The organism is Phaeobacter gallaeciensis DSM 26640, from assembly GCF_000511385.1.
GTDB classification, from domain to species: domain Bacteria; phylum Pseudomonadota; class Alphaproteobacteria; order Rhodobacterales; family Rhodobacteraceae; genus Phaeobacter; species Phaeobacter gallaeciensis.
On record NC_023137.1, the window covers coordinates 1,981,722 to 2,000,792 of the forward strand.

20 protein-coding genes are annotated in these 19,071 nt (G+C 60.6%); 9 read left to right on the forward strand and 11 right to left on the reverse strand.

Translation table 11 applies throughout. The features are described from left to right. Nucleotides 1-94: 94 nt before the first annotated feature. The 3 genes from speD (at nt 95) to asd (ending at nt 2,598) form a co-directional block, all read left to right on the forward strand. A complete protein-coding gene (gene speD, locus GAL_RS09535) occupies nt 95-616 on the forward strand; it encodes an adenosylmethionine decarboxylase (RefSeq protein ID WP_024097373.1) in 522 nt (173 codons plus the stop codon). Next, nucleotides 613-1,467, forward strand: coding sequence for a polyamine aminopropyltransferase (gene speE, locus GAL_RS09540; protein ID WP_024097374.1), 855 nt, complete (start codon nt 613-615; stop codon nt 1,465-1,467). Before speD ends, speE begins: the two co-directional genes overlap by 4 nt. A gap of 240 nt (nt 1,468-1,707) precedes the next feature. Next, a complete protein-coding gene (gene asd, locus GAL_RS09545; protein ID WP_024097375.1) occupies nt 1,708-2,598 on the forward strand; it encodes an archaetidylserine decarboxylase in 891 nt (296 codons plus the stop codon). 18 nt (nt 2,599-2,616) lie between these two features. Here asd and GAL_RS09550 read toward each other — a convergent pair whose 3' ends face one another. Further along, nucleotides 2,617-3,039 (reverse strand): PaaI family thioesterase, encoded by a 423-nt coding sequence (locus GAL_RS09550; RefSeq protein ID WP_024097376.1) that lies wholly within the window; start codon nt 3,037-3,039, stop codon nt 2,617-2,619. Between the two features lie 135 nt (nt 3,040-3,174). Between GAL_RS09550 and GAL_RS09555 the strand changes: the two genes are divergently transcribed. The 4 genes from GAL_RS09555 to gluQRS all read left to right on the forward strand — a co-directional run bounded on the left by GAL_RS09555 (nt 3,175) and on the right by gluQRS (nt 7,194). After that, entirely contained in the window at nt 3,175-3,963 is a 789-nt protein-coding gene (locus tag GAL_RS09555) for an enoyl-CoA hydratase (protein WP_024097377.1), read from the forward strand. 367 nt (nt 3,964-4,330) lie between these two features. Continuing rightward, nucleotides 4,331-5,674 carry a methylenetetrahydrofolate--tRNA-(uracil(54)-C(5))-methyltransferase (FADH(2)-oxidizing) TrmFO gene (trmFO, locus tag GAL_RS09560; RefSeq protein ID WP_040104049.1) on the forward strand — a complete coding sequence of 448 codons (1,344 nt, stop codon included), beginning with the start codon at nt 4,331-4,333 and terminating at the stop codon, nt 5,672-5,674. Between the two features lie 33 nt (nt 5,675-5,707). Continuing rightward, entirely contained in the window at nt 5,708-6,322 is a 615-nt protein-coding gene (locus tag GAL_RS09565; protein ID WP_024097379.1) for a class I SAM-dependent DNA methyltransferase, read from the forward strand. Further along, on the forward strand, nt 6,319-7,194 hold the full coding sequence (gene gluQRS, locus GAL_RS09570) for a tRNA glutamyl-Q(34) synthetase GluQRS (protein WP_040104050.1): 876 nt from the start codon (nt 6,319-6,321) through the stop codon (nt 7,192-7,194). Before GAL_RS09565 ends, gluQRS begins: the two co-directional genes overlap by 4 nt. Nucleotides 7,195-7,262: 68 nt before the next feature. Here the strand turns inward: gluQRS and hisI are convergent, their stop codons facing one another. After that, on the reverse strand, nt 7,263-7,640 hold the full coding sequence (gene hisI, locus GAL_RS09575) for a phosphoribosyl-AMP cyclohydrolase (protein ID WP_024097381.1): 378 nt from the start codon (nt 7,638-7,640) through the stop codon (nt 7,263-7,265). Nucleotides 7,641-7,699: 59 nt separating this feature from the next. Between hisI and GAL_RS09580 the strand changes: the two genes are divergently transcribed. Beyond that, the gene (locus GAL_RS09580; RefSeq protein WP_024097382.1) at nt 7,700-8,152 is read left to right on the forward strand and encodes an iron-sulfur cluster assembly scaffold protein; all 453 of its coding nucleotides are present in this window, start codon (nt 7,700-7,702) and stop codon (nt 8,150-8,152) included. Between the two features lie 306 nt (nt 8,153-8,458). Here GAL_RS09580 and GAL_RS22895 read toward each other — a convergent pair whose 3' ends face one another. From GAL_RS22895 to sciP, 5 genes are all read right to left on the reverse strand, one after another. Beyond that, nucleotides 8,459-8,581 carry a hypothetical protein gene (locus tag GAL_RS22895; protein ID WP_024097384.1) on the reverse strand — a complete coding sequence of 41 codons (123 nt, stop codon included), beginning with the start codon at nt 8,579-8,581 and terminating at the stop codon, nt 8,459-8,461. A 191-nt stretch (nt 8,582-8,772) separates the two neighbouring features. Beyond that, the gene (gene recG / locus GAL_RS09585; protein WP_024097385.1) at nt 8,773-10,863 is read right to left on the reverse strand and encodes an ATP-dependent DNA helicase RecG; all 2,091 of its coding nucleotides are present in this window, start codon (nt 10,861-10,863) and stop codon (nt 8,773-8,775) included. Next, a complete protein-coding gene (gene ligA, locus GAL_RS09590; protein WP_024097386.1) occupies nt 10,860-13,118 on the reverse strand; it encodes an NAD-dependent DNA ligase LigA in 2,259 nt (752 codons plus the stop codon). Before ligA ends, recG begins: the two co-directional genes overlap by 4 nt. 139 nt (nt 13,119-13,257) lie before the next feature. Then, nucleotides 13,258-13,977 (reverse strand): response regulator transcription factor CtrA, encoded by a 720-nt coding sequence (gene ctrA / locus GAL_RS09595; RefSeq protein WP_014874550.1) that lies wholly within the window; start codon nt 13,975-13,977, stop codon nt 13,258-13,260. 125 nt (nt 13,978-14,102) lie between these two features. Next, entirely contained in the window at nt 14,103-14,381 is a 279-nt protein-coding gene (gene sciP, locus GAL_RS09600) for a CtrA inhibitor SciP (RefSeq protein ID WP_040104126.1), read from the reverse strand. Nucleotides 14,382-14,528: 147 nt separating this feature from the next. On the opposite strand from sciP, the gene mnmA reads away from it, so the two are divergent. Next, entirely contained in the window at nt 14,529-15,674 is a 1,146-nt protein-coding gene (gene mnmA, locus GAL_RS09605) for a tRNA 2-thiouridine(34) synthase MnmA (RefSeq protein WP_024097388.1), read from the forward strand. 155 nt (nt 15,675-15,829) lie between these two features. Here mnmA and lpxB read toward each other — a convergent pair whose 3' ends face one another. The 4 genes from lpxB to fabZ are packed head-to-tail and all read right to left on the reverse strand — an operon-like array spanning nt 15,830 to nt 19,038. Beyond that, nucleotides 15,830-16,993, reverse strand: coding sequence for a lipid-A-disaccharide synthase (lpxB, locus tag GAL_RS09610; protein WP_024097389.1), 1,164 nt, complete (start codon nt 16,991-16,993; stop codon nt 15,830-15,832). Continuing rightward, a complete protein-coding gene (locus tag GAL_RS09615; RefSeq protein WP_024097390.1) occupies nt 16,990-17,778 on the reverse strand; it encodes an LpxI family protein in 789 nt (262 codons plus the stop codon). Before GAL_RS09615 ends, lpxB begins: the two co-directional genes overlap by 4 nt. A 4-nt stretch (nt 17,779-17,782) precedes the next feature. Further along, on the reverse strand, nt 17,783-18,568 hold the full coding sequence (gene lpxA, locus GAL_RS09620; protein WP_024097391.1) for an acyl-ACP--UDP-N-acetylglucosamine O-acyltransferase: 786 nt from the start codon (nt 18,566-18,568) through the stop codon (nt 17,783-17,785). 5 nt (nt 18,569-18,573) lie between these two features. Then, a complete protein-coding gene (fabZ, locus tag GAL_RS09625; RefSeq protein ID WP_024097392.1) occupies nt 18,574-19,038 on the reverse strand; it encodes a 3-hydroxyacyl-ACP dehydratase FabZ in 465 nt (154 codons plus the stop codon). Nucleotides 19,039-19,071 lie beyond the last annotated feature (33 nt).

Below are 19,071 nucleotides of genomic sequence, written 5' to 3' on the forward strand. Positions count from 1 at the left end.
TTCACTTTCGGTACCGATCCCAACCCCGGACTCTTATCCGGGGGGGCGCTAAGGGCCGGCTGGATTGTCATCTACTGGAACGAAGGGGAGTGTCATGACGGACGCCAACCTCTTCCAACTGGGGATCGGTCTGGAGACAGGCGCCCAAGAGGAAGATACCGCCCGCAGTGCAACCACTGCGATCGTAAACTCACTTGTGGATTCGGATCGCGAAGACCATTTCATCCGTCGGGATGGAAAGGTGTTTGCCGGAACCCATCTTATTATCGAGGTCATGAACGGCAGCGGTCTGGATTGCGAAACCCGCATTCAGAACGCCTTCCGCAAATGTGTCGAGGTCTGCGGCGCCACGCTGCTGCATATCCACACGCATAAGTTCTCACCGCAGGGCGTGTCCGGTGTCGCGGTTCTCGCCGAGAGCCATATCTCCGTCCACACTTGGCCCGAGATCGGCTATGGCGCCTTTGACGTCTTCATGTGTGGCGACGCCGAACCATGGAAAGCTGTCGACGTGCTGAAAGAGGCCTTTGACACGCCCACCGTTGAGGTCCGTGAACTGCTGCGCGGTGAGGAATTCCTCGCCAAGGGCATCCCGTCGAAGGAGGCCGCAGCATGAGCGATCAGACCTGGAACACGGAGCGCCTGCACGCGCATTACGCGCAATCCCTACGCGTTGACGAGATGCTCTATGACAGCAACACCGAACATCAGCGCCTGAAGGTGTTTCAGAACGGCCAGTTCGGCCGCATTCTGACACTGGATGACGTGGTGCAGACCACCGAAGGCGACAATTTCATTTATCATGAAATGCTGACTCATGTGCCGATCATGGCGCATGGCAACGCAAAGCGCGTGCTGATCATTGGCGGCGGCGACGGCGGCATGGCCCGCGAGGCGCTGCGCCACACCTCGGTCGAGCATGTGACCATGGTGGAAATTGATGCAGGCGTGGTGGATTTCTCCAAAGAATACCTGCCGATGCTGAGCGACGGCGCCTTTGATGACCCGCGCCTCAATCTGGTGATCAATGACGGCGCGCTCTTCATGAAAGAGAACACCGAGAAGTTCGATGTGATCATCGTCGATTCCACCGATCCGATTGGACCCGGTGAAGTGCTGTTCACCGACACTTTCTATGGCCACGCGGCTCGTTCACTCACTGAGGATGGCATCATCGTCACGCAGAACGGCGTGCCCTTCATGCAGGGCGATGAACTGACCGGCACCCTGCGCGCGTTCCAGGCGCTGTTTGCCGATGCCTCCTGCTATCTGGCAACCGTGCCCACTTATGCTGGTGGACCGATGGCCTTTGGTTGGGGCAGCCACTCGGACAAGGCCCGCAATGTGCGTCTTGAGGATCTTGAGGCGCGCTTCGCCGCGGCTGGGATCGAGACCGGGTACTACAACCCCGAGGTTCACAAGGCGGCATTCGCCTTGCCGAACTACGTGAAAAAACTGTTCCCCTAACGGGCAGCAATCAGGGGGCTTCGGCCCCCTTTTTCTTGGACTGAGTACCAATCCAGCCCGGAGGGCGGGCACGCTTCGCGTACCCGACGCTGCCGCACCCTACGGCCTCAAAAGCTCCACTGGAGCTTTTGCAAAACGGCCTTCGGCCCCTGGACGGTCCCAGGTCATTCAAATCCCCCTTGGCCCGGACCGCGCTTCTTGCTAGGCGCGACAGGAGCGAAACCAAACCGGGCAGATCCCATGCAGCGCGACCCTATCCTAGTTGTTGACCGCGACACCGGCGAAACCTTTGAGGAGGTGGTGCTGGGCGAAAAATGGATCCGCTGGGCCTATCAGAACGCCAGCGCGAAACCGGTGGAAAAACTGCTGTTCCGCTCGGCCCTGATCAGCCGGTTGATGGGCGCGTGGTTCGACTCGCGGTTCTCCAGGGGCAAGATCAGCGCCGTGATCGAGGATCTTTCCATCGACATGAGCGAAGCTACGCGACAGGCTGATAAATATAATACATTCAATGACTTTTTCGCACGCAACCTGAGACCTGAGGCGCGGCCTTTTGATCCTTCCCCCAGCGTGATTGCCAGCCCCGCAGACGGCCGCGTGTTGGTGTTTCCCGAACTGACGGAGGACGTCTTTGTCCCCATAAAGGGTCATCCGATGTCCATTCGCACCATGCTGCCCGGCATCGCGGATCGGTTCATCGGTGGCGCGCTGGCCATCGTGCGGCTCTGTCCTGCGGATTATCACCGCTATCATTTCCCCGCCTCCGGTCGGATCAGCGCCGCAAAGGACCTGCCCGGCGCGCTCCATTCGGTGAACCCGATTGCACTGGGCGCCGGGCCGGATGTCTTTGGCGAGAACAAACGCAGCTGGACCCTGATCGACACGGACACCATTGGCAGCTACGCCTTTGTCGAAGTGGGCGCCTTTGGCGTCGGCTCCATCATCAACACCCGCACCTCAGGCGCGGTCGAGAAGATGGACGAAAAGGGCTACTTCAAATTTGGCGGCTCCACGGTCGTGGTGGTGTTCGAACCGGGCCGCGTGCAGTTCAGCGACGATCTGGTCGCCAACAGCGCCAAGGGTCGCGAGACATTGGTGAAAGTCGGCCAGCCGCTGGCCACAGCTATCTGACGTCTATCGCTCAAGTGCCTATCGTTCTGGCGGGATCGCATAGGTCATGGTGGAGCGTGCCACCGGCCGCGGGTCCCCTTCCGAAAACAACAGCACATCGCCCACCGCAAGCTGGCGACCCAATTTCAACAGCTTGCCCTCCGCCACCAGAGGGATGCCGCCAACCGGCTTGCGCATGAAATCAAAAGAGGCATTGGTGGTTACTGCCAGCGCCTTGCGTCCCAGCCGCGACAGAACCAGCGCATAAACCGTGACATCCGCGAGTCCAAACATTGATGGGCCGGAGATTGTCCCGCCTGGGCGCAGGTGGCGTTCATCCACCAGAAGCCGCATGGTGATACCCTCTTCATCCAACCGGTCGATTGCAAAGTCATTGGCCACCTCTGCAAAGACCTCATGCAGATAGGCATCCAATCCTTCAGCATCAAAAGCCAGCCCCATGCTCGTCCCTCTCCGTCGTTGTCCGCGTTCTTAACAGCCCCTGCGAGCCGATGTCGCATGGGACGATGGCGCAAACCGGCTCCCCCCTTTGTGCAACTTGGTCTAACGTGGCCTCAATCCGGGGAGGGACACAAGATGACAATTTTGGAACGTCACGACAGCAACGGCATCGCCACGCTCTATCTCAACGCGCCTGAGCGGCTGAATGCGCTCTCTGATGCGATGCTGGCCGCCTTGCAGGCGCAGATCGACAGCCTGCGAAACGACCGCGAAACCCGCGTGGTGATCATCGCCGGGCGGGGTAAGGCATTTTGCGCCGGTCATGATCTGCGCGAGATGACCGCGGGCCGTCAGGCAGAAGATGGCGGGCAGGCCTATTTTGCCGATCTCTTCAATCGCTGCACCAAGGTCATGCTGGGATTGCAACAGATCCCGCAGCCAGTGATCGCACAGGTCCACGGCATCGCCACCGCAGCTGGCTGCCAACTGGTCGCCTCCTGCGACATGGCAGTGGCAGCCGAGGATACGCGGTTCGGGGTTAATGGCGTCAATATCGGCCTGTTTTGTTCCACTCCGATGGTGGCGCTGACCCGGAATATCAGCCGCAAACACGCGTTTGAGATGCTGACCACCGGGGACTTCATCAACGCGGCGCGCGCCGAGGAGCTGGGGCTGATCAACCGTGTCGCCGCGCCTGAGGATCTGGAACAGACCACAGATGTCCTCGCCCAAACCGTTGCCGACAAGCTCGGCGCCGCCGTCAAGATCGGCAAACGCGCGTTTTATGACCAGGTTCAGCTGTCCACCGCCGAGGCCTACGCCCATACCGGCGCGGTCATGGTCGAAAATCTGATGCTGGGTGACACCATCGAAGGCATTGATGCCTTCCTCGAAAAACGCGACCCGAACTGGAAAAATCGCTGATCCGCTTAAAAAGTTTAAAAGACGTCGAAAATTTTAGTCTTTGTTTACGATTGGCGATTTATTGTTTCCATGTCGGGTCTTTCAAACAAGGCAAGATCATGGCAAAGATTGGGCAGGGCTTGTGAGACACGGTCACAAACCCCGGCACAATTAGGGTCGCTGATGCGGACCGTCCCTCCACCGGGTCTCTCCCCCGGCCAGACAGTTCCCCAGCGACCCCAATACTCCTCCCGCTTAGACCAATCGACATTGCGACTGATGGCGTTGGGCTAACACAGACCCCCAAAACGCCAGTTTTTCGCACCGATCAGCACAAGCCGCACCGCGCAATATTGCGTGACGGCCCCAGCTGCCCTATGTGGCGGGCATGACAAAAACATTGCATATCGTGGGCGGCGGCATGGCCGGCTCAGAGGCCGCATGGCAGGCCGCACATATGGGCGTAGACGTGGTGCTGCATGAAATGCGCCCCAAGGTGGAGACTTTTGCCCATCAAACCGGCAATCTGGGGGAGATGGTCTGTTCCAACTCCTTCCGTTCGGACGATGATGAGCAGAACGCCGTAGGCCTGTTGCATTGGGAGATGCGGGCGGCAAACGGCCTGATCATGTCCACCGCAGAGCAGCATCGCCTGCCCGCCGGGGGCGCATTGGCTGTGGACCGTGAACCCTTTGCCGAAACCGTGACGGCCCGGCTGAAAGCCCTGCCGAATGTCACCGTTTCCTACGAGGAAATCACTGACCTGCCCACGGACGGCCACTGGATCTTTGCCACCGGTCCGCTGACCTCCGCCAGCCTGGGTCAGGCCATTCAACGGGAAACCGGCGCTGAGGCACTGGCCTTCTTCGATGCCATCGCGCCGATCATCTACGCTGAGAGCATCGACATGTCGAAGGCCTGGATGCAGTCGCGCTATGACAAGGGCGAGACCGAGGAAGAGCGCACAGCCTATCTCAACTGCCCGATGGACAAGGATCAGTACGAGGCCTTCATCGACGCGTTGTTGGCTGCTGATAAAACCGAGTTCCACGAGGGCGAGACCGTCGGCTATTTCGACGGCTGCCTGCCGATCGAGGTGATGGCTGAACGCGGCCGCGAAACCCTGCGTCACGGCCCGATGAAGCCCGTCGGCCTGACCAATCCGCATCAGCCAGAGGTCAAGGCCCATGCCGTTGTCCAGCTGCGTCGCGACAATGCGCTGGGGACGCTGTTCAACATCGTCGGCTTCCAGACCAAAATGAAATACGGCGCTCAAACAGAGGTGCTGCGGATGATTCCGGGGCTGGAAAACGCCAGCTTTGCCCGCCTCGGCGGTATTCACCGCAACACGTTCCTCAACTCGCCCACGCTTCTGGACAATCAGATGCGGCTGAAATCGAAACCCCATTTGCGCTTTGCCGGTCAGATCACCGGGGTTGAGGGCTATGTCGAAAGTGCTGCGATGGGTTTGCTAGCGGGGCGGATGGCAGCGGCAGAGATCCTCGGCCAGGATCTGCCAGAGGTGCCACAAGAAAGCGCCATGGGTGCCCTGATCCACCACATCACCGGCGGGGCTGAGGCGAAGACTTTCCAGCCGATGAACGTGAACTTCGGCCTGTTCCAACCGGTCGACGGCCTCAAGGGCGGCCGCCGTGGCCGCAAGGACCGTTACAAGGCCTATACCGACCGTGCCAAAGTCGCCTGGCAGGAATGGCTGGCAAACTTTTCCTAGACGGGTCGCAGCCGCTGCGCCTAAGCTGATGCCATGAGCGACAAATTTCTCGACAAGGCCTATGGCCTTGAAACCCCGGAAGCGACCCTGGATCACTACAACCAATGGGCCGCTTCCTATGACGCCGAGATTGCTGACAATGGCTATGCAACCCCGGGACGGATTGCCGCAGCACTGGCAGAGGTCCAGCCGGACATGAGCGAACCGGTGCTGGATTTCGGCTGCGGCACGGGCCTTTCGGGGCTCGCACTGCGGCGTCAGGGGTTTGAGATTGTCGACGGGATGGACCCCTCTGCCGATATGCTGGATCAGGCCCGCAGCAAGTCGGCCTATCGCAAGCTCACAGCCATCAGCGTAAGTGACAGCGCGCCGATCCCGCGCGGCAGCTACCGGCGGATCACCGGCTGCGGCGTGCTAGGCACCGGTGCCGCCCCGCCGGAGGTTTTCGACATGATCCTCCACGCTCTGCCTCGCGGCGGATTATTTGCGTTTTCTTATAATGATCACGCATTGGCGGATCCCGCCTATACCGGAAAACTCATCGAATGGGTTGACGTTGGTGCTGCAAGATTGCTCTTTCAGGAACATGGCGACCACCTCCCCGGTATCAACCTTAAGTCTACCGTATATGTGATTGAGAAAGCGTGACATTCACCACCCGTTTTGCGCCCTCGCCAACCGGACCACTGCACCTCGGCCACGCCTATTCCGCGCTATTGGCGCAGGATATGGCTGCTATGGCAGGCGGCAAATTCCTGTTGCGGATCGAGGATATCGACATCTCTCGGTCACGGTCCGAGTGGGAACAGCAGATCTATGATGATCTGCGCTGGCTGGGCCTTAGCTGGCCTGAACCTGTCCTGCGCCAGTCAGAGCGACTGCCCCGCTACCGGGCCGCCTTGGACCAACTCACCGCCATGGGTCTCACCTACCCCTGCCGCTGCAATCGCCGCGACATAGAGGCCGCCGTCGGCGCTCCGCAAGAGGGCGTGCCGCAATTCGGCCCCGACGGACGTATCTACCCCGGCACCTGCAGGAGCCGCCCGATGACGGACGCGGGTCCCAATGATGTGATCCGCCTCAATATGGGAAAAGCCCTCGCTGCCACGCCCCTCCGGTCCTTTATTGAGACAGGCAAGACCTATGAAGGTCTGCATCCGCTGGACCCCGATCAACTGCGCCAAGCGGTCGGCGACATCATTCTGGTGCGCCGCGGCATGGGCAGCGCCTATCACCTTTCCGTGGTGGTGGATGACGCCGATCAAGCCATCAGCCATGTGGTCCGGGGCGAAGACCTATTCGAAGCGACACAGATACATGTGCTGCTACAGGCGCTGCTTGGCCTGCCTACGCCAACATATCACCACCACCATCTGATCCGTGATGATCAAGGCAAGCGCCTTGCCAAGCGTGATGATGCCCGCGCCATCGCCAAATACCGCGCCGAAGGCGTAACAGCGCAAGAGATCCGCGCCATGGTTGGCCTCGGCCACGCCAGCCCTGCCCCATCTTCTGGCTAAAAATATCCCCGCCGGAGGCACGGCCCCTCGGGGCCGTCCACAGCGCGTGGCGCCACGCAGGCCAGTATTCAGGCCATAGGCTTCATCAGCTCGATCTCTTCCCCGTCCCGCACCGCAGTATAGAAACAGGTCCGTCGGTTGGTGTGGCAGGCCGCTCCGGTCTGACGCACCACCGCCAATAGGCAATCGCGGTCGCAATCCACCCGCAGGTCCACCAGTTCCTGGACATGGCCGGAGCTTTCTCCCTTGATCCAGAAGGACTGACGCGAGCGTGACCAATAGGTAACCCTGCCACTCTCCAGCGTCTTCATCACCGCCTCAGCATTCATCCAGGCCATCATCAGGACCTCGCCGCTGTCTTCCTCCTGCGCAATGCAGGGGATCAGACCGGCCTCATTATACTTTAGGCTAAGAGGATCAAACGACATGGCAAAAACCTTTTGCATCTGGGAACTGGCCCCCTATGTATTGGGAACAGCGCGTAAGGGAAAGCCCGAGGTACCCAATGTCCGGCGAGACCGATCTGATAAAACTCTACTCCGCACGGATCTTGGCGCTGGCCGCCGATATTCCGCATCTGGAGCGCCTTGAATCCCCGGATGTGACGGTGAAAAAACGCTCCCCCCTCTGTGGCTCGACGGTGACGGTGGATCTTCAGATCAAGGATGGCGCAATTGCCGCCTTCGGTCAGGACGTCAAAGCCTGCGCACTGGGTCAGGCCTCCGCCGCGGTGGTCGGCGAGGTCATCCTTGGCCGTACCCTGCCTGAGGTCGAGTGCGCGCGTCAGCAACTGAAGGCAATGCTAACGGAGGATGGCCTGGTCCCGGATGCGCCCTTCGACGGGTTTGAGGTACTGATCCCCGCGCGGGAGTTCAAGAACCGCCACGCCTCGATCCTGCTGGCGCTGGATGCCACCTATGAGGCGATGCAGACCCATCAGGAACAGACCTGCGCCTAAGCGGTCTGCGCTCAAGCCTGACCACTGCTGACCCGCAAGTATGCTACGTGGCGCCGACGGTCCCGACATCCGCGCGCGGCTGTCGTCGTATCCATAGTCCACGAACCACACCAAAAAACCGCCGCACACCCAAAGGGTGGCGGCGGCAGTATGCTCTCTCATGCGGGACCCGAACGGGACCTGTTGACCTGAGGCAGGTCGGCCAGACCGGCAGGCAAACCGGGCAGGCTTGGGACAGGCGGCCCCGTCCGGCATAAAGAGTGCGATCAGGAAATCTAAAAACTCACAGCTGGCCGGTCGGTCACATCACAGCAGGCCGGGCAGGTGCAAACCCGCCACCAGCATCACAACCAGAGCCGCCGCGCCGATGGCGTCCTGCAGCAGTGTCGATTGGGCATTCTGAACAGTCGTCTTGATTTGGGTCATCATGGTACGTCCTCCTGTCTGTCTTGCTATCGCTCTCTGGCGTTTTGTTGCTTATTTGTTCTCACATTCAGCGGAACCTGTAAAGAACTTTATAAGAACATTTGCGAACAAGAGGGAACAGAAGACAGAGCAAAGCCACAGAACGCCAGCCGCAAGCCCTACGTTTGCGGCCGTTTCCAGCTCAAAAACAGGTGCTAACCCACCGAAATCAAACGAATGGCCTGATCCTGCTTCATCAGCCACAACAGAACACGCGCCGCCTGCCCTCGTGGACTGGACAGATCAGGGTCAGAGGCCAGCAACGCCCGCGCATCACTTTGCGCCACTGCCATCAGACCGGCCTGCCGATCCAGATCAGCGATACGGAATCGCGGCAAACCCGATTGCGCGGTGCCGATAACGTCCCCCGCACCGCGCATCTCCAGATCGGTCTCAGCAATGCGAAAGCCATCCTCGGTCTCCCGCAAGATCTCCAGGCGTTTCTGCCCGCCCTTGCTGAGCGGCGCTTGGTAGAGCAGAAGGCAGGTCGAGGCCGCCTCCCCGCGTCCGACACGTCCACGCAGCTGGTGCAGCTGCGCCAAGCCAAAGATCTCTGCCCGCTCAATCACCATGATCGAGGCATTGGGCACATTGACCCCCACCTCAATCACCGTGGTCGCGACCAGCACCTTGGTCTCCCCGGCCTGAAACGCCGCCATGGCCGCGTCTTTCTCTGCCGCTGGCATCTGTCCGTGAACCAAGCCCACCACGCCATCACCCAGCACCGCACGCAGTTGCTTGAACCGTTCCTCGGCAGCGGTCAGATCCATCACTTCGGATTCTTCGACCAGAGGGCAGACCCAATAGCATTGCCGCTCTTCGTCAATGGCCCCGCGCAGATGGCTGACAACCTCCTGCATGCGCTCTGTACTGATGACAGCGGTTTTCACCGGCTTGCGCCCGGGTGGCTTTTCATCCAGCACCGACACATCCATATCGCCGTACTGCGTCAGCGCCAACGACCGCGGGATCGGCGTTGCGGTCATCACCAGCACATCCGCGCCCTTGCCCTTCTCCGCCAGTTCCATTCGCTGGCGCACACCGAACCGGTGCTGTTCATCGACAATCGCCAAGCGCAGATCCTGAAACACGACATCTGGCTGGAATACCGCATGGGTGCCCACCAGGATTTGGATATCACCCCGCGCCAGCGCCGCGCATTTTGCGGCCCGTTCCCGGCCTTTGTCACGGCCCGTCAAAATCTCCAGCACCACGCCTGCGGTCTCTGCCAGCGGGCGCAGTGCCTCCAGATGCTGACGGGCCAGAATTTCCGTCGGTGCCATCATCACGCCCTGCCCACCTGCCTCAACTGCGACCAGCAAGGCCATGAAAGCAACCAGAGTTTTCCCGGCACCGACGTCGCCCTGCAACAGCCGGTTCATCCGCGCATCTCGCGCCATATCGGCGCTGATCTCCTCAATCGCGCGGGCCTGCGCGCCGGTGGGGCGATACGGTAAGGCAGCCAATACCCGCGATTGCAGACGGCCATTGCCCAGACTGCTGCGCCCAGGCAGTCCACGATCCCGTAGCCGTGCCAGCGCCAACGTCAGCTGATGGGCAAACAGCTCATCATAGGCCAGTCGCGTCCGCCCCGGCGATTCAGCCGCCAGTGCATCCAGCCCATCAGGGGTATGTGCAGCGACCAAGGCCTCCTGCCACGTCGGCCAGTCCTCCTGTCGGATCTGCGAGGGGTCAGCCCATTCCTGAAGCTCTGGCAGCCGCGACAGCGCGCTTTGCGCCGCCTTGAACATCGTCTTTTGCGAGACCCCATGGGTCAGATGATAGACTGGCTCAAACTCGGGAATATCCCCCGCCTCAGCCACCGGCACCATATGATCGGGATGCACCATCTGGGCGATGCCATCAAACAGCTCCAGCTTGCCCGACACCACCCGGCGCGCGCCCTCCGGCAGCTGCGCCTCAAGGTAGCGGCTACGCCCGTGGAAGAACACCAGCTGGAATTCTTCCTCCGCATCGCTCACATGGATCCGGTAGGCGCCGCCCTTGTTGCGCGCAGGCCGATGTGCACCGATGGTGACCTCCACCGTGGCAACAGTGGGGTAATCAAGCCCACGAATACTGTCGCGACGACGTCGATCCACAATCGAATAAGGCAGCGAATACAACAGGTCGCGCGGCGTCTCTATATCGATCTGCCCGAAATGCTGCGCCGTCTTCGGGCCGATTCCCTGTAGTGTTTCCAACCCGGCAAACAGCGGAAACAGGATCTCTGGTCTGCCGCTCATGTGCCTGCAATCAGCTCCAGCCAGCCGTCCTCATCCAGGATCCGCACCCCCAAATCGCGGGCTTTCTGCTCCTTTGACCCAGCACCCGGGCCTGCCACCAGAATATCGGTTTTCTTCGACACCGATCCGGCGACCTTCGCGCCCAACCCTTCGGCGCGGGCCTTGGCCTCTGCGCGGGTCATCTTCTCCAATGTGCCTGTGAAAACCACCGTCAGCCCGGTGACCGGACTGTCATTCTGAGGCGCCTCTGGCGGGATGATGTTCAGATGGCCGCGCAAGTCATCAAAGGCCGCCCGCTCATCCGCATTGGCAAAGGCATCGGACAGCGACAACCCAAGCGTGGCGCCAATGCCATCAATACCCGTCAGGTCGTCCCAGGCCGCGCGCGCATCAAGCGGCACGTTCAGCGCGGCGATGGCGCGGTCGCGTGCTTCCTTGATCCGGGCGCGGCGCCCCTCCTGCGCGGCAGAGATCCGTTCACGGTCCTCCGCCTCATCCGCCGCCCGCTGCGCCAGCGCCGCTGGGCGCGCTGTGTCCACCGCGGCCGCCATCGCGTCCCAGTCGCCATAATGCAGGGCCAGATCGCGCGCGCCAACCTCGCCCACATGACGAATCCCAAGGCCAAAGATCAGTCGTGCCAGTTCAATCCTGCGCTTTTCCTCGATCGCCGCAAACAGATTGGCGGCGGATGTGTCCCCCCAGCCATCGCGGTTCTTCAACTTGGCCAGCGTCTTTGCATCCCGCGCCTGAAGGGTGAAGATATCGGCAGGGGTTTTGATCGCCAGCACCTCGTCACCGTAGAAGGCTTCGATCTGCTTGGCCCCCAGACCATCGATATCAAAGGCCTTGCGCGAGACGAAATGCTTCAGTTTTTCAACTGCTTGTGCCGGACAAATCAGACCTCCGGTGCAACGGCGCACCGCGTCCCCCTCCTCGCGGACCGCATCACTCCCGCATTCGGGACAAACCCCAGGGAAGGCAAAAGGCACGGCTTCCTCGGGGCGTTTGGAGAGATCGACATCGGCAATCTTGGGAATCACATCGCCCGCGCGATAGACCTGAACCCAATCACCGATCCGGATATCCTTGCCCTCGCGGATTTCTTCGCCTTTGGAATCCAGCCCGGCGATATAATCCTCATTGTGTAGGGTCGCATTCGAGACAACGACGCCGCCCACGGTGACCGGCTGCAACCGGGCCACCGGGCTCAGCGCGCCGGTCCGTCCCACCTGAATGTCGATGCCCTCCAGCCGCGTCCAGGCCAGCTCCGCCGGGAATTTATGCGCGATGGCCCATCGCGGTGTGGTTGAGCGAAAGCCGAGACGCGCCTGCAACGCCAGCGCATCCACCTTGTAGACCACACCGTCGATATCATACCCCAGCGTCGCGCGCTGCGCCTCGATCAGGCGGTACTGCGCAATCAGCGCGTCCGTCGTAGCGCAGTGTTTGGTAAGGGGATTGGTCTGAAATCCCATATCCCGCAGTCGCGCAAGCGCATCAAACTGAGTCTCGGCCAAAGGTTCTGACAACTCACCCCAGCTATAGGCAAAGAAACGCAGGGGCCGCGACCGGGTGATCTCCGCATTCAGCTGGCGCAACGATCCCGCCGCCGCATTACGCGGATTGGCAAATGTCTTGCCGCCCTGCGCAGCGTGGCGATCGTTGAGTGCCGCGAAATCCTCGTGGCTCATATAGACTTCGCCGCGCACCTCCAGCACCGCCGGGGCCGCGTCGATCTGTTGCGGTATATCAGCAATGGTGCGGGCATTCTCGGTCACATTCTCGCCCACGGCCCCGTCACCACGGGTGGCCGCATGGATCAACGTGCCGTTTTCATAGCGCAGCGACAGGGACAACCCGTCGATCTTTGGTTCTGCGGTATAGGCAAGCGGCTCCGAGGCACCAAGACCAAGGTATTTCCGCAGCCCCTTGTCAAAGTCGCGCACATCCTCATCGTCAAAGGCGTTGCCCAGTGACATCATCCGCTGCGCATGGGTGATTTTGCCAAAGCCAGAGGCCACCGGCGCACCAACCGTCTCCAGTTCGGTCGCACTGTCGGCCAGCTCCGGGAATTGCGCAGCAAGCGCGCGATATTCACGTTTCTTGGCATCATAGTCGGCGTCACTGATCTCTGGATCATCGGCCTGATGATAGGCAAGATCGGCCGCGCGCAACTCATCCTGCAGCACCAAAAACCGATTGCGGGCGTCTTCGCTGGTCAAACCGTTAAGATCGTTCTTGCCTGACTGTGTCACGTTTCTCGCCTCGCTTTGTCTTAGCTAGGTGATAGGACGGTGACGCCATCGCGTCCAGCCGCAGCACGGCCTGCAGATGTGAAAAATCCCGCCGCAGCGGGATCGTTCGGGTGTCAGTTTAGAGTCGTCGGGTGCCCTCTCAGGCCCCGACCGCCATCCGGTGGCCACCGGACATCTGGTCGTCCTGCGGATCGCGCAGCACATAGCCCCGGCCCCAGACTGTCTCAATGTAGTTGTCACCACCTGTTGCAGTGCTCAGCTTCTTGCGCAGTTTACAGATGAAGACGTCGATGATTTTCAGCTCTGGTTCATCCATACCGCCATAGAGATGGTTGAGGAACATTTCCTTTGTCAGGGTCGTTCCCTTCCGCAGGCTCAGCAGCTCCAGCATCTGATATTCCTTGCCGGTCAGATGTACGGCTTTGCCGCCCACCTCAACCGTCTTGGCGTCCAGATTAACGGAAATCTTGCCGGTATTGATGATTGATTGCGAATGCCCCTTGGAGCGGCGGATGATGGCGTGAATACGGGCCACCAGTTCCTCGCGATGGAAGGGTTTCGTCAGATAGTCATCCGCCCCAAAGCCAAAGCCCTTGATCTTATTCTCGGTGTCATCGGCACCGGACAGGATCAAGATCGGTGTCTCGATCCGAGCCATCCGCAGCTGCCGCAGCACCTCGTGGCCGTTCATATCGGGCAAATTAAGATCCAGCAAAATCAAATCGTAATCATAAAGCTTGGCCAGATCGATCCCCTCTTCGCCGAGATCGGTCGAATAAACGTTGAGGTTCGCATGAGTCAGCATCAACTCAATGCTCTTCGCCGTTGTTGGATCATCCTCAACAAGAAGAATGCGCATATTATTTTCTCCGCCTGTACACTGTTTCCCTCAGGTCGAATTAACCTTGCTGGAAAAAAGTTAATGGCCCGTTACCATGATGGTTAATTTGCGCGATCACCTCAAGTGTGAATGATTTTTTTGTGTCAGGATTTGCGATAGTCTTTAAGACGGGTGGCTTTCAGGGCGTCCTCGCCAAAGTCTGCGACAGCGGAAACCCAGCTGCGAAACTCCTCCTCGCTCAGGCTGTAGCGGCGCAATGCCTCGCTCTGCGGGATCAAGCCGTAGAGCACACCGCGCACAACTGCCGCCTTGCGCGATGCCACCCAGCGCCGTGTGGTCTTTGGCGGCAGATCCGCGCGTGTCATCACCGTACCATCGGGCAGGGTCACAGCGCGGGGGCCATCGACTTTCTTCAAGAACATCTTCTCTTCCTTCGTTGGATCATCGAAATTGGTCCGTCCCCACATTTCGCGCAAACGCCTTAATGAGGGATGAACCTGCCCCTTGAGGATCATTAGGATTTTCCTATATTCTGCGGTGTCTTTCCTACATATCCGAGGAGTCGCCTGATGGCGCAGGATGCACATCCCCAACTGAATTCGCTTGGCTTTGCCAAACCACCCGCCGAAACTCGGGTGGTCGTGGCCATGTCCGGCGGCGTCGACAGCTCTGTTGTTGCTGCACATTTGGCCGATGAGGGCTATGATGTGGTGGGTGTGACCCTGCAACTTTATGATCACGGTGCGGCGCTTGCAAAGAAGGGCGCCTGCTGTGCCGGCATCGATATTCACGACGCGCGCCGCGTTGCGGAGGAGCGGGGCTTTCCTCATTACGTGCTGGATTATGAGAACATTTTTAAGGATGCGGTCATTGATGAGTTCGCGGACAGCTATTTGGCTGGCGCAACCCCGGTGCCCTGTATCCGCTGTAACGAACGGGTGAAGTTCAAGGATCTGCTGGAAACCGCGAAGGATCTGGAGGCCGACTGCATGGCCACCGGCCATTATATCCAGCGCAAGGACGGGCCAAACGGGGCCGAGCTACACTCCGCCGAGGACGCCAATCGCGACCAGAGCTACTTCCTGTTCTCCACCACCCCGGAGCAGCTGGACTACCTGCGCTTCCCGCTCGGCCATCTGCCGTCCAAGGATGCCACCCGCGAGATGGCGTCTCAATACGGTCTGGCGGTCGCGGACAAGCCCGACAGTCAGGACATTTGCTTTGTCCCGAATGGCGATTACGCCAGCGTGATCGAAAAACTGCGCCCCGGTGCGGCAGACCCCGGCCAGATTGTCCATGCCGATGGGCGCGTGCTGGGCAGCCACGACGGCGTCATTCACTATACCATCGGACAGCGTCGCGGTCTTGGCATCGGCGGGCTGAGCGAACCTCTTTACGTGGTGAAGCTGGATGTTGACACCAAACAGGTCGTGGTCGGCCCCAAGGAGATGCTGGCCACCCGAACCATCCCGGTGCGTGAAATCAACTGGCTGGGGGATGAGGCGTTCACCAGCCGCAAAGAATGGCACCTGAAGGTCAAGGTTCGCTCGACCCGTCCCCCGCGTGACGCCATCATCCGCCCGATTTCAGAGACCGAAGCTGAAGTCGAACTGCTGACCCCCGAGGAAGGCATCTCCCCCGGTCAGGCCTGTGTGTTCTACGCCGGTGAGGGCAGTCGTATTTTCGGCGGCGGCTGGATCTGGCGCGGTTACTGACACGGCGCGCCTGTCAAGGACGGTGCAGCCTCCGCGCGGGACGCACGGCCTGTCCTTGACAGACACCCCAAAAAGCAAACTCGAAATAGCACCTGAGGGCAGACCTGCCCTTAGGCGCGGCTCTGCGTCCGGCACGCGTCGGACCGGGCGGAGGGTTACGTCTGCAGACGATCCAGCACGGCGCGGGCCGCGCGCAGGCCCGGATCTTCGCCGCCCTCACCCAGCCGCTCCATCGTCGTCGCCATGGCAGAGGATTGCGCGGTCGGCTCCGCCTTCACTTTGATCAGCGCCTTTGCGATAGCCTCCGGCGTACACTCTGGGCCAAGGCATTCCGGCACCACACGGGTGTCGCTGACCAGATTGACCAGAGTCACCGTATCAATCAGTGCCATCCGCCGCATGATGTGCCAGGTGAGCCACTGGAATTTATAGGCGATCACCATTGGGGTGTGCGCCGCTGCCAGCTCCAGCGAGACAGTGCCAGAGGCTGCCAATGCCAGATCCGCCGCCGCAAAAGCCGCGCGTTTATGCGCCTTCGCCACCTCAGGCTCCAGCGTATTGGGGTCAATCACCACCGCCGTATCCGACCATTCCGCCAGATGGCTCCGGACCAGATCGGCAACCGGCGCCGCAGCAGGCACCACGATCCGGTATTCTGGATGGCTGTCCTGAAACTGTTTGAGCGCGGCGCCAAACACCGGCGCCAGACGTGTCACCTCAGAGCGACGCGACCCCGGCAGCGCCAGAACAATTGGCGTATCGTCAAGCTGGTAAGCGCTGCGAAAACCGGCAATCTCCTCCGCCGATGCCTGTGGTTCGCCCACAACGGGGTGGCCAACAAAGTCGCACTCCATGCCAGCCGCCTGCATATAGGGCGGCTCAAACGGCAACAGCGCCAGCACATGGTCGATGACCTTGGCCATCTTCTCTGCCCGTTTGGGACGCCAGGCCCAGACCGAGGGCGCCACATAATGTACCGTGCGGATATCACTGGCCTCTTTCACCAAGGCGGCGACCCGCAGGGAGAAATCCGGGCTGTCGATGGTGATCATCACATCCGGCTGCATATCCAGCACAGCCTCCGCGGTTTCGCGAATGCGGCGTTTCAGGTGGCGGTACTTCGGCAGTACCTCCGCCAGCCCCATCACCGAGAGTTCCGACATATCGAAGCGCGAGGCCAGCCCTTGCTCAGCCATCAGCGCGCCGCCCACCCCCTCGAAACTGACATCCGGGCGCAGCTGCCGCAGGCCTTCCATCAAGGCCCCTCCCAGCCGGTCCCCCGAAGGTTCCCCAGCAAGGATGAACACCCGCAGGCTCATGCGTTGCGCAGCCAGAGAAACAGACCAAGGCGATTGCAGGCCGCAACCACCTCATCCTGATTCAGGACAATAACGCCGCCAGCTTCCAGCACGATACCGGAGAGCCCTGCCTTCGCCGCCAGCTCAACCGTCTGCACGCCGATGGTGGGCAGATCCGCGCGACGGTCTTGCCCCGGTTTGGGCGCCTTGAACAACAACCCACCGGTGCCATCCGGGCGTTTTTGTAGTGCGCTCAGCATCCAGTCTGTACCAAAGAGGTTTTCCACCGCAATCGCCTGCCCTCGACGCACGGCGCAGGACTGGCCCACGTCGGCGCGGCTCATGGCGTCAACAACCTCGGCGCCACGCTCTGCATCAGGCTTGTCCAGCTCTCCCGGTTTGACCTCGGTCGGAATGCCCTCTGCCATCAACAGATCCGGCGCCACCTCATGGGCAGCGCGCACGGTCATACCTGCCTGCTCAAAGATGCCGATGATGGCTCGCAGCGCGCCGTCATCGCCGGCGGCCAAAGCGCCCTGAAGCACCGGCACCAGCGGCAGGGTCTCGGCGTCAATCTCGCCGGGTTCAATCGCCGGACGACGCACGGCCCCGGCAAGGCAAATCTCCGCCACACCTGAGGCTGCCAACCGCGCGATAAAGCTGCCGAGTTGCTCCAGACGAAAGGTCAGTTCCGGCTCAATGTGATCCGGTTCCGATCCGCGCATGGCGCAGATCAGAGGTCGATCAGACAAGCGCGCGGCCAGTTCGGCAGGCAAGGCGCCCTGCCCTGCAATCAATGCCAGCATGTGATCAGCCCCCCGGCGTCAGGAAAGAGCGGTCGCTCTCACCGGTGATGAATTCGACGATTTCCTGCACATAGGTGCTGTCGCTTTCGGCGCCCAGACGGCGGGCACGCTCCTGAAAGGTGCCTTCGCCCTGAGCCAGCATCTGAAACGCGGCCCGCAGCGCGGTGATATCAGAGCGTTGCACACCCCGGCGTTTCAGTCCAACCAGGTTCAGCCCGTCCAGCTCCCCGCGCGGAGCCTGCACCAACCCATAGGGAATGACATCATTGGTGACCATGGTGACGGCCCCGACGATGGCGCCATGACCAATACGTACCCACTGGTGGATGCCTGACAGACCGCCGATGATCACATCATCTTCCAGCACGCAATGGCCCGCCACCGCGGCCGAGTTCACAACGATCACCCGGTCCCCAACCTGCGCGTCATGAGCGATGTGACAGCCGGCCATGAACAACCCGTCATCGCCGATTTTAGTGACGCCACCGCCGCCTTCGGTTCCGGCGTTCACCGTCACATGTTCGCGGATGCGGTTGCGCTTGCCGATCACGGTCTTGCAGCGCTCGCCCTTGAACTTCAGATCCTGCGGGATCTCCCCCAGGACGGCGAAGGAAAAGACAACAGTGTCCTCGCCGATCTCGGTATCTCCGGTCACCACAACGTGGGATTTCAGTTCCACCCGATCGCCAAGCACGACATCAGAGCCAATCAGGCAGAACGGGCCAATGATGCAATCCGCACCGATCTTGGCCCCCTCTTCAATCACCGCGCTGGGGTGGATCCGGCTCATCTGGGTCAATCCTTTTGCACGTCGACCATGGCGGAGAATTCCGCCTCCGCCGCCGTTTCACCATCAACAGTCGCGACGCCCTTGAACTTGAAGATCTTGCCGCCGGGCTTGCCACGGGTGGTTTCCACGCGCATTTCCAGTACGTCGCCGGGGATCACCTTGCGGCGGAATTTGCATTTGTCGATGTTCATGAAATAGATCAGCAGCTCGGTGTCGATCATATCCATGCCAACGCCCAGCATCACCCCGGCGGTCTGCGCCATCGCCTCGACGATGGTGACACCCGGCATGATCGGTGTGCCCGGGAAATGGCCCTGAAAATGTGGCTCATTCATGGTGACATTCTTGATGCCACAGGCCGAAGAATAGCCATCGATTTCGACGACCTTATCGACCAGCAAAAACGGGTAACGGTGCGGCAGAATCCGCTGGATCAGGTGAATGTCGGCGCTTTTCAGCTCGGTTGTCATTGCGGTTTTCCCGTTTTCTGAATGTCAGGTATG

What these genes read in the sequence shown, in the direction of transcription:
- fabZ (WP_024097392.1), bottom strand. Translation starts at nt 19,038, where the DNA reads ATGACAACCGAGCTGAAAAGCGCCGACATTCACCTGATCCAGCGGATT.
- GAL_RS09565 (WP_024097379.1), top strand. Translation starts at nt 5,708, where the DNA reads ATGAGCGACAAATTTCTCGACAAGGCCTATGGCCTTGAAACCCCGGAA.
- speD (WP_024097373.1), top strand. Translation starts at nt 95, where the DNA reads ATGACGGACGCCAACCTCTTCCAACTGGGGATCGGTCTGGAGACAGGC.
- sciP (WP_040104126.1), bottom strand. Translation starts at nt 14,381, where the DNA reads ATGTTCTTGAAGAAAGTCGATGGCCCCCGCGCTGTGACCCTGCCCGAT.
- recG (WP_024097385.1), bottom strand. Translation starts at nt 10,863, where the DNA reads ATGAGCGGCAGACCAGAGATCCTGTTTCCGCTGTTTGCCGGGTTGGAA.
- ctrA (WP_014874550.1), bottom strand. Translation starts at nt 13,977, where the DNA reads ATGCGCATTCTTCTTGTTGAGGATGATCCAACAACGGCGAAGAGCATT.
- lpxA (WP_024097391.1), bottom strand. Translation starts at nt 18,568, where the DNA reads ATGAGCCGGATCCACCCCAGCGCGGTGATTGAAGAGGGGGCCAAGATC.
- asd (WP_024097375.1), top strand. Translation starts at nt 1,708, where the DNA reads ATGCAGCGCGACCCTATCCTAGTTGTTGACCGCGACACCGGCGAAACC.
- GAL_RS09615 (WP_024097390.1), bottom strand. Translation starts at nt 17,778, where the DNA reads ATGCTGGCATTGATTGCAGGGCAGGGCGCCTTGCCTGCCGAACTGGCC.
- hisI (WP_024097381.1), bottom strand. Translation starts at nt 7,640, where the DNA reads ATGCAAAAGGTTTTTGCCATGTCGTTTGATCCTCTTAGCCTAAAGTAT.
- GAL_RS09550 (WP_024097376.1), bottom strand. Translation starts at nt 3,039, where the DNA reads ATGGGGCTGGCTTTTGATGCTGAAGGATTGGATGCCTATCTGCATGAG.
- GAL_RS09555 (WP_024097377.1), top strand. Translation starts at nt 3,175, where the DNA reads ATGACAATTTTGGAACGTCACGACAGCAACGGCATCGCCACGCTCTAT.
- lpxB (WP_024097389.1), bottom strand. Translation starts at nt 16,993, where the DNA reads ATGAGCCTGCGGGTGTTCATCCTTGCTGGGGAACCTTCGGGGGACCGG.
- mnmA (WP_024097388.1), top strand. Translation starts at nt 14,529, where the DNA reads ATGGCGCAGGATGCACATCCCCAACTGAATTCGCTTGGCTTTGCCAAA.
- trmFO (WP_040104049.1), top strand. Translation starts at nt 4,331, where the DNA reads ATGACAAAAACATTGCATATCGTGGGCGGCGGCATGGCCGGCTCAGAG.
- GAL_RS22895 (WP_024097384.1), bottom strand. Translation starts at nt 8,581, where the DNA reads ATGATGACCCAAATCAAGACGACTGTTCAGAATGCCCAATCGACACTG.
- speE (WP_024097374.1), top strand. Translation starts at nt 613, where the DNA reads ATGAGCGATCAGACCTGGAACACGGAGCGCCTGCACGCGCATTACGCG.
- GAL_RS09580 (WP_024097382.1), top strand. Translation starts at nt 7,700, where the DNA reads ATGTCCGGCGAGACCGATCTGATAAAACTCTACTCCGCACGGATCTTG.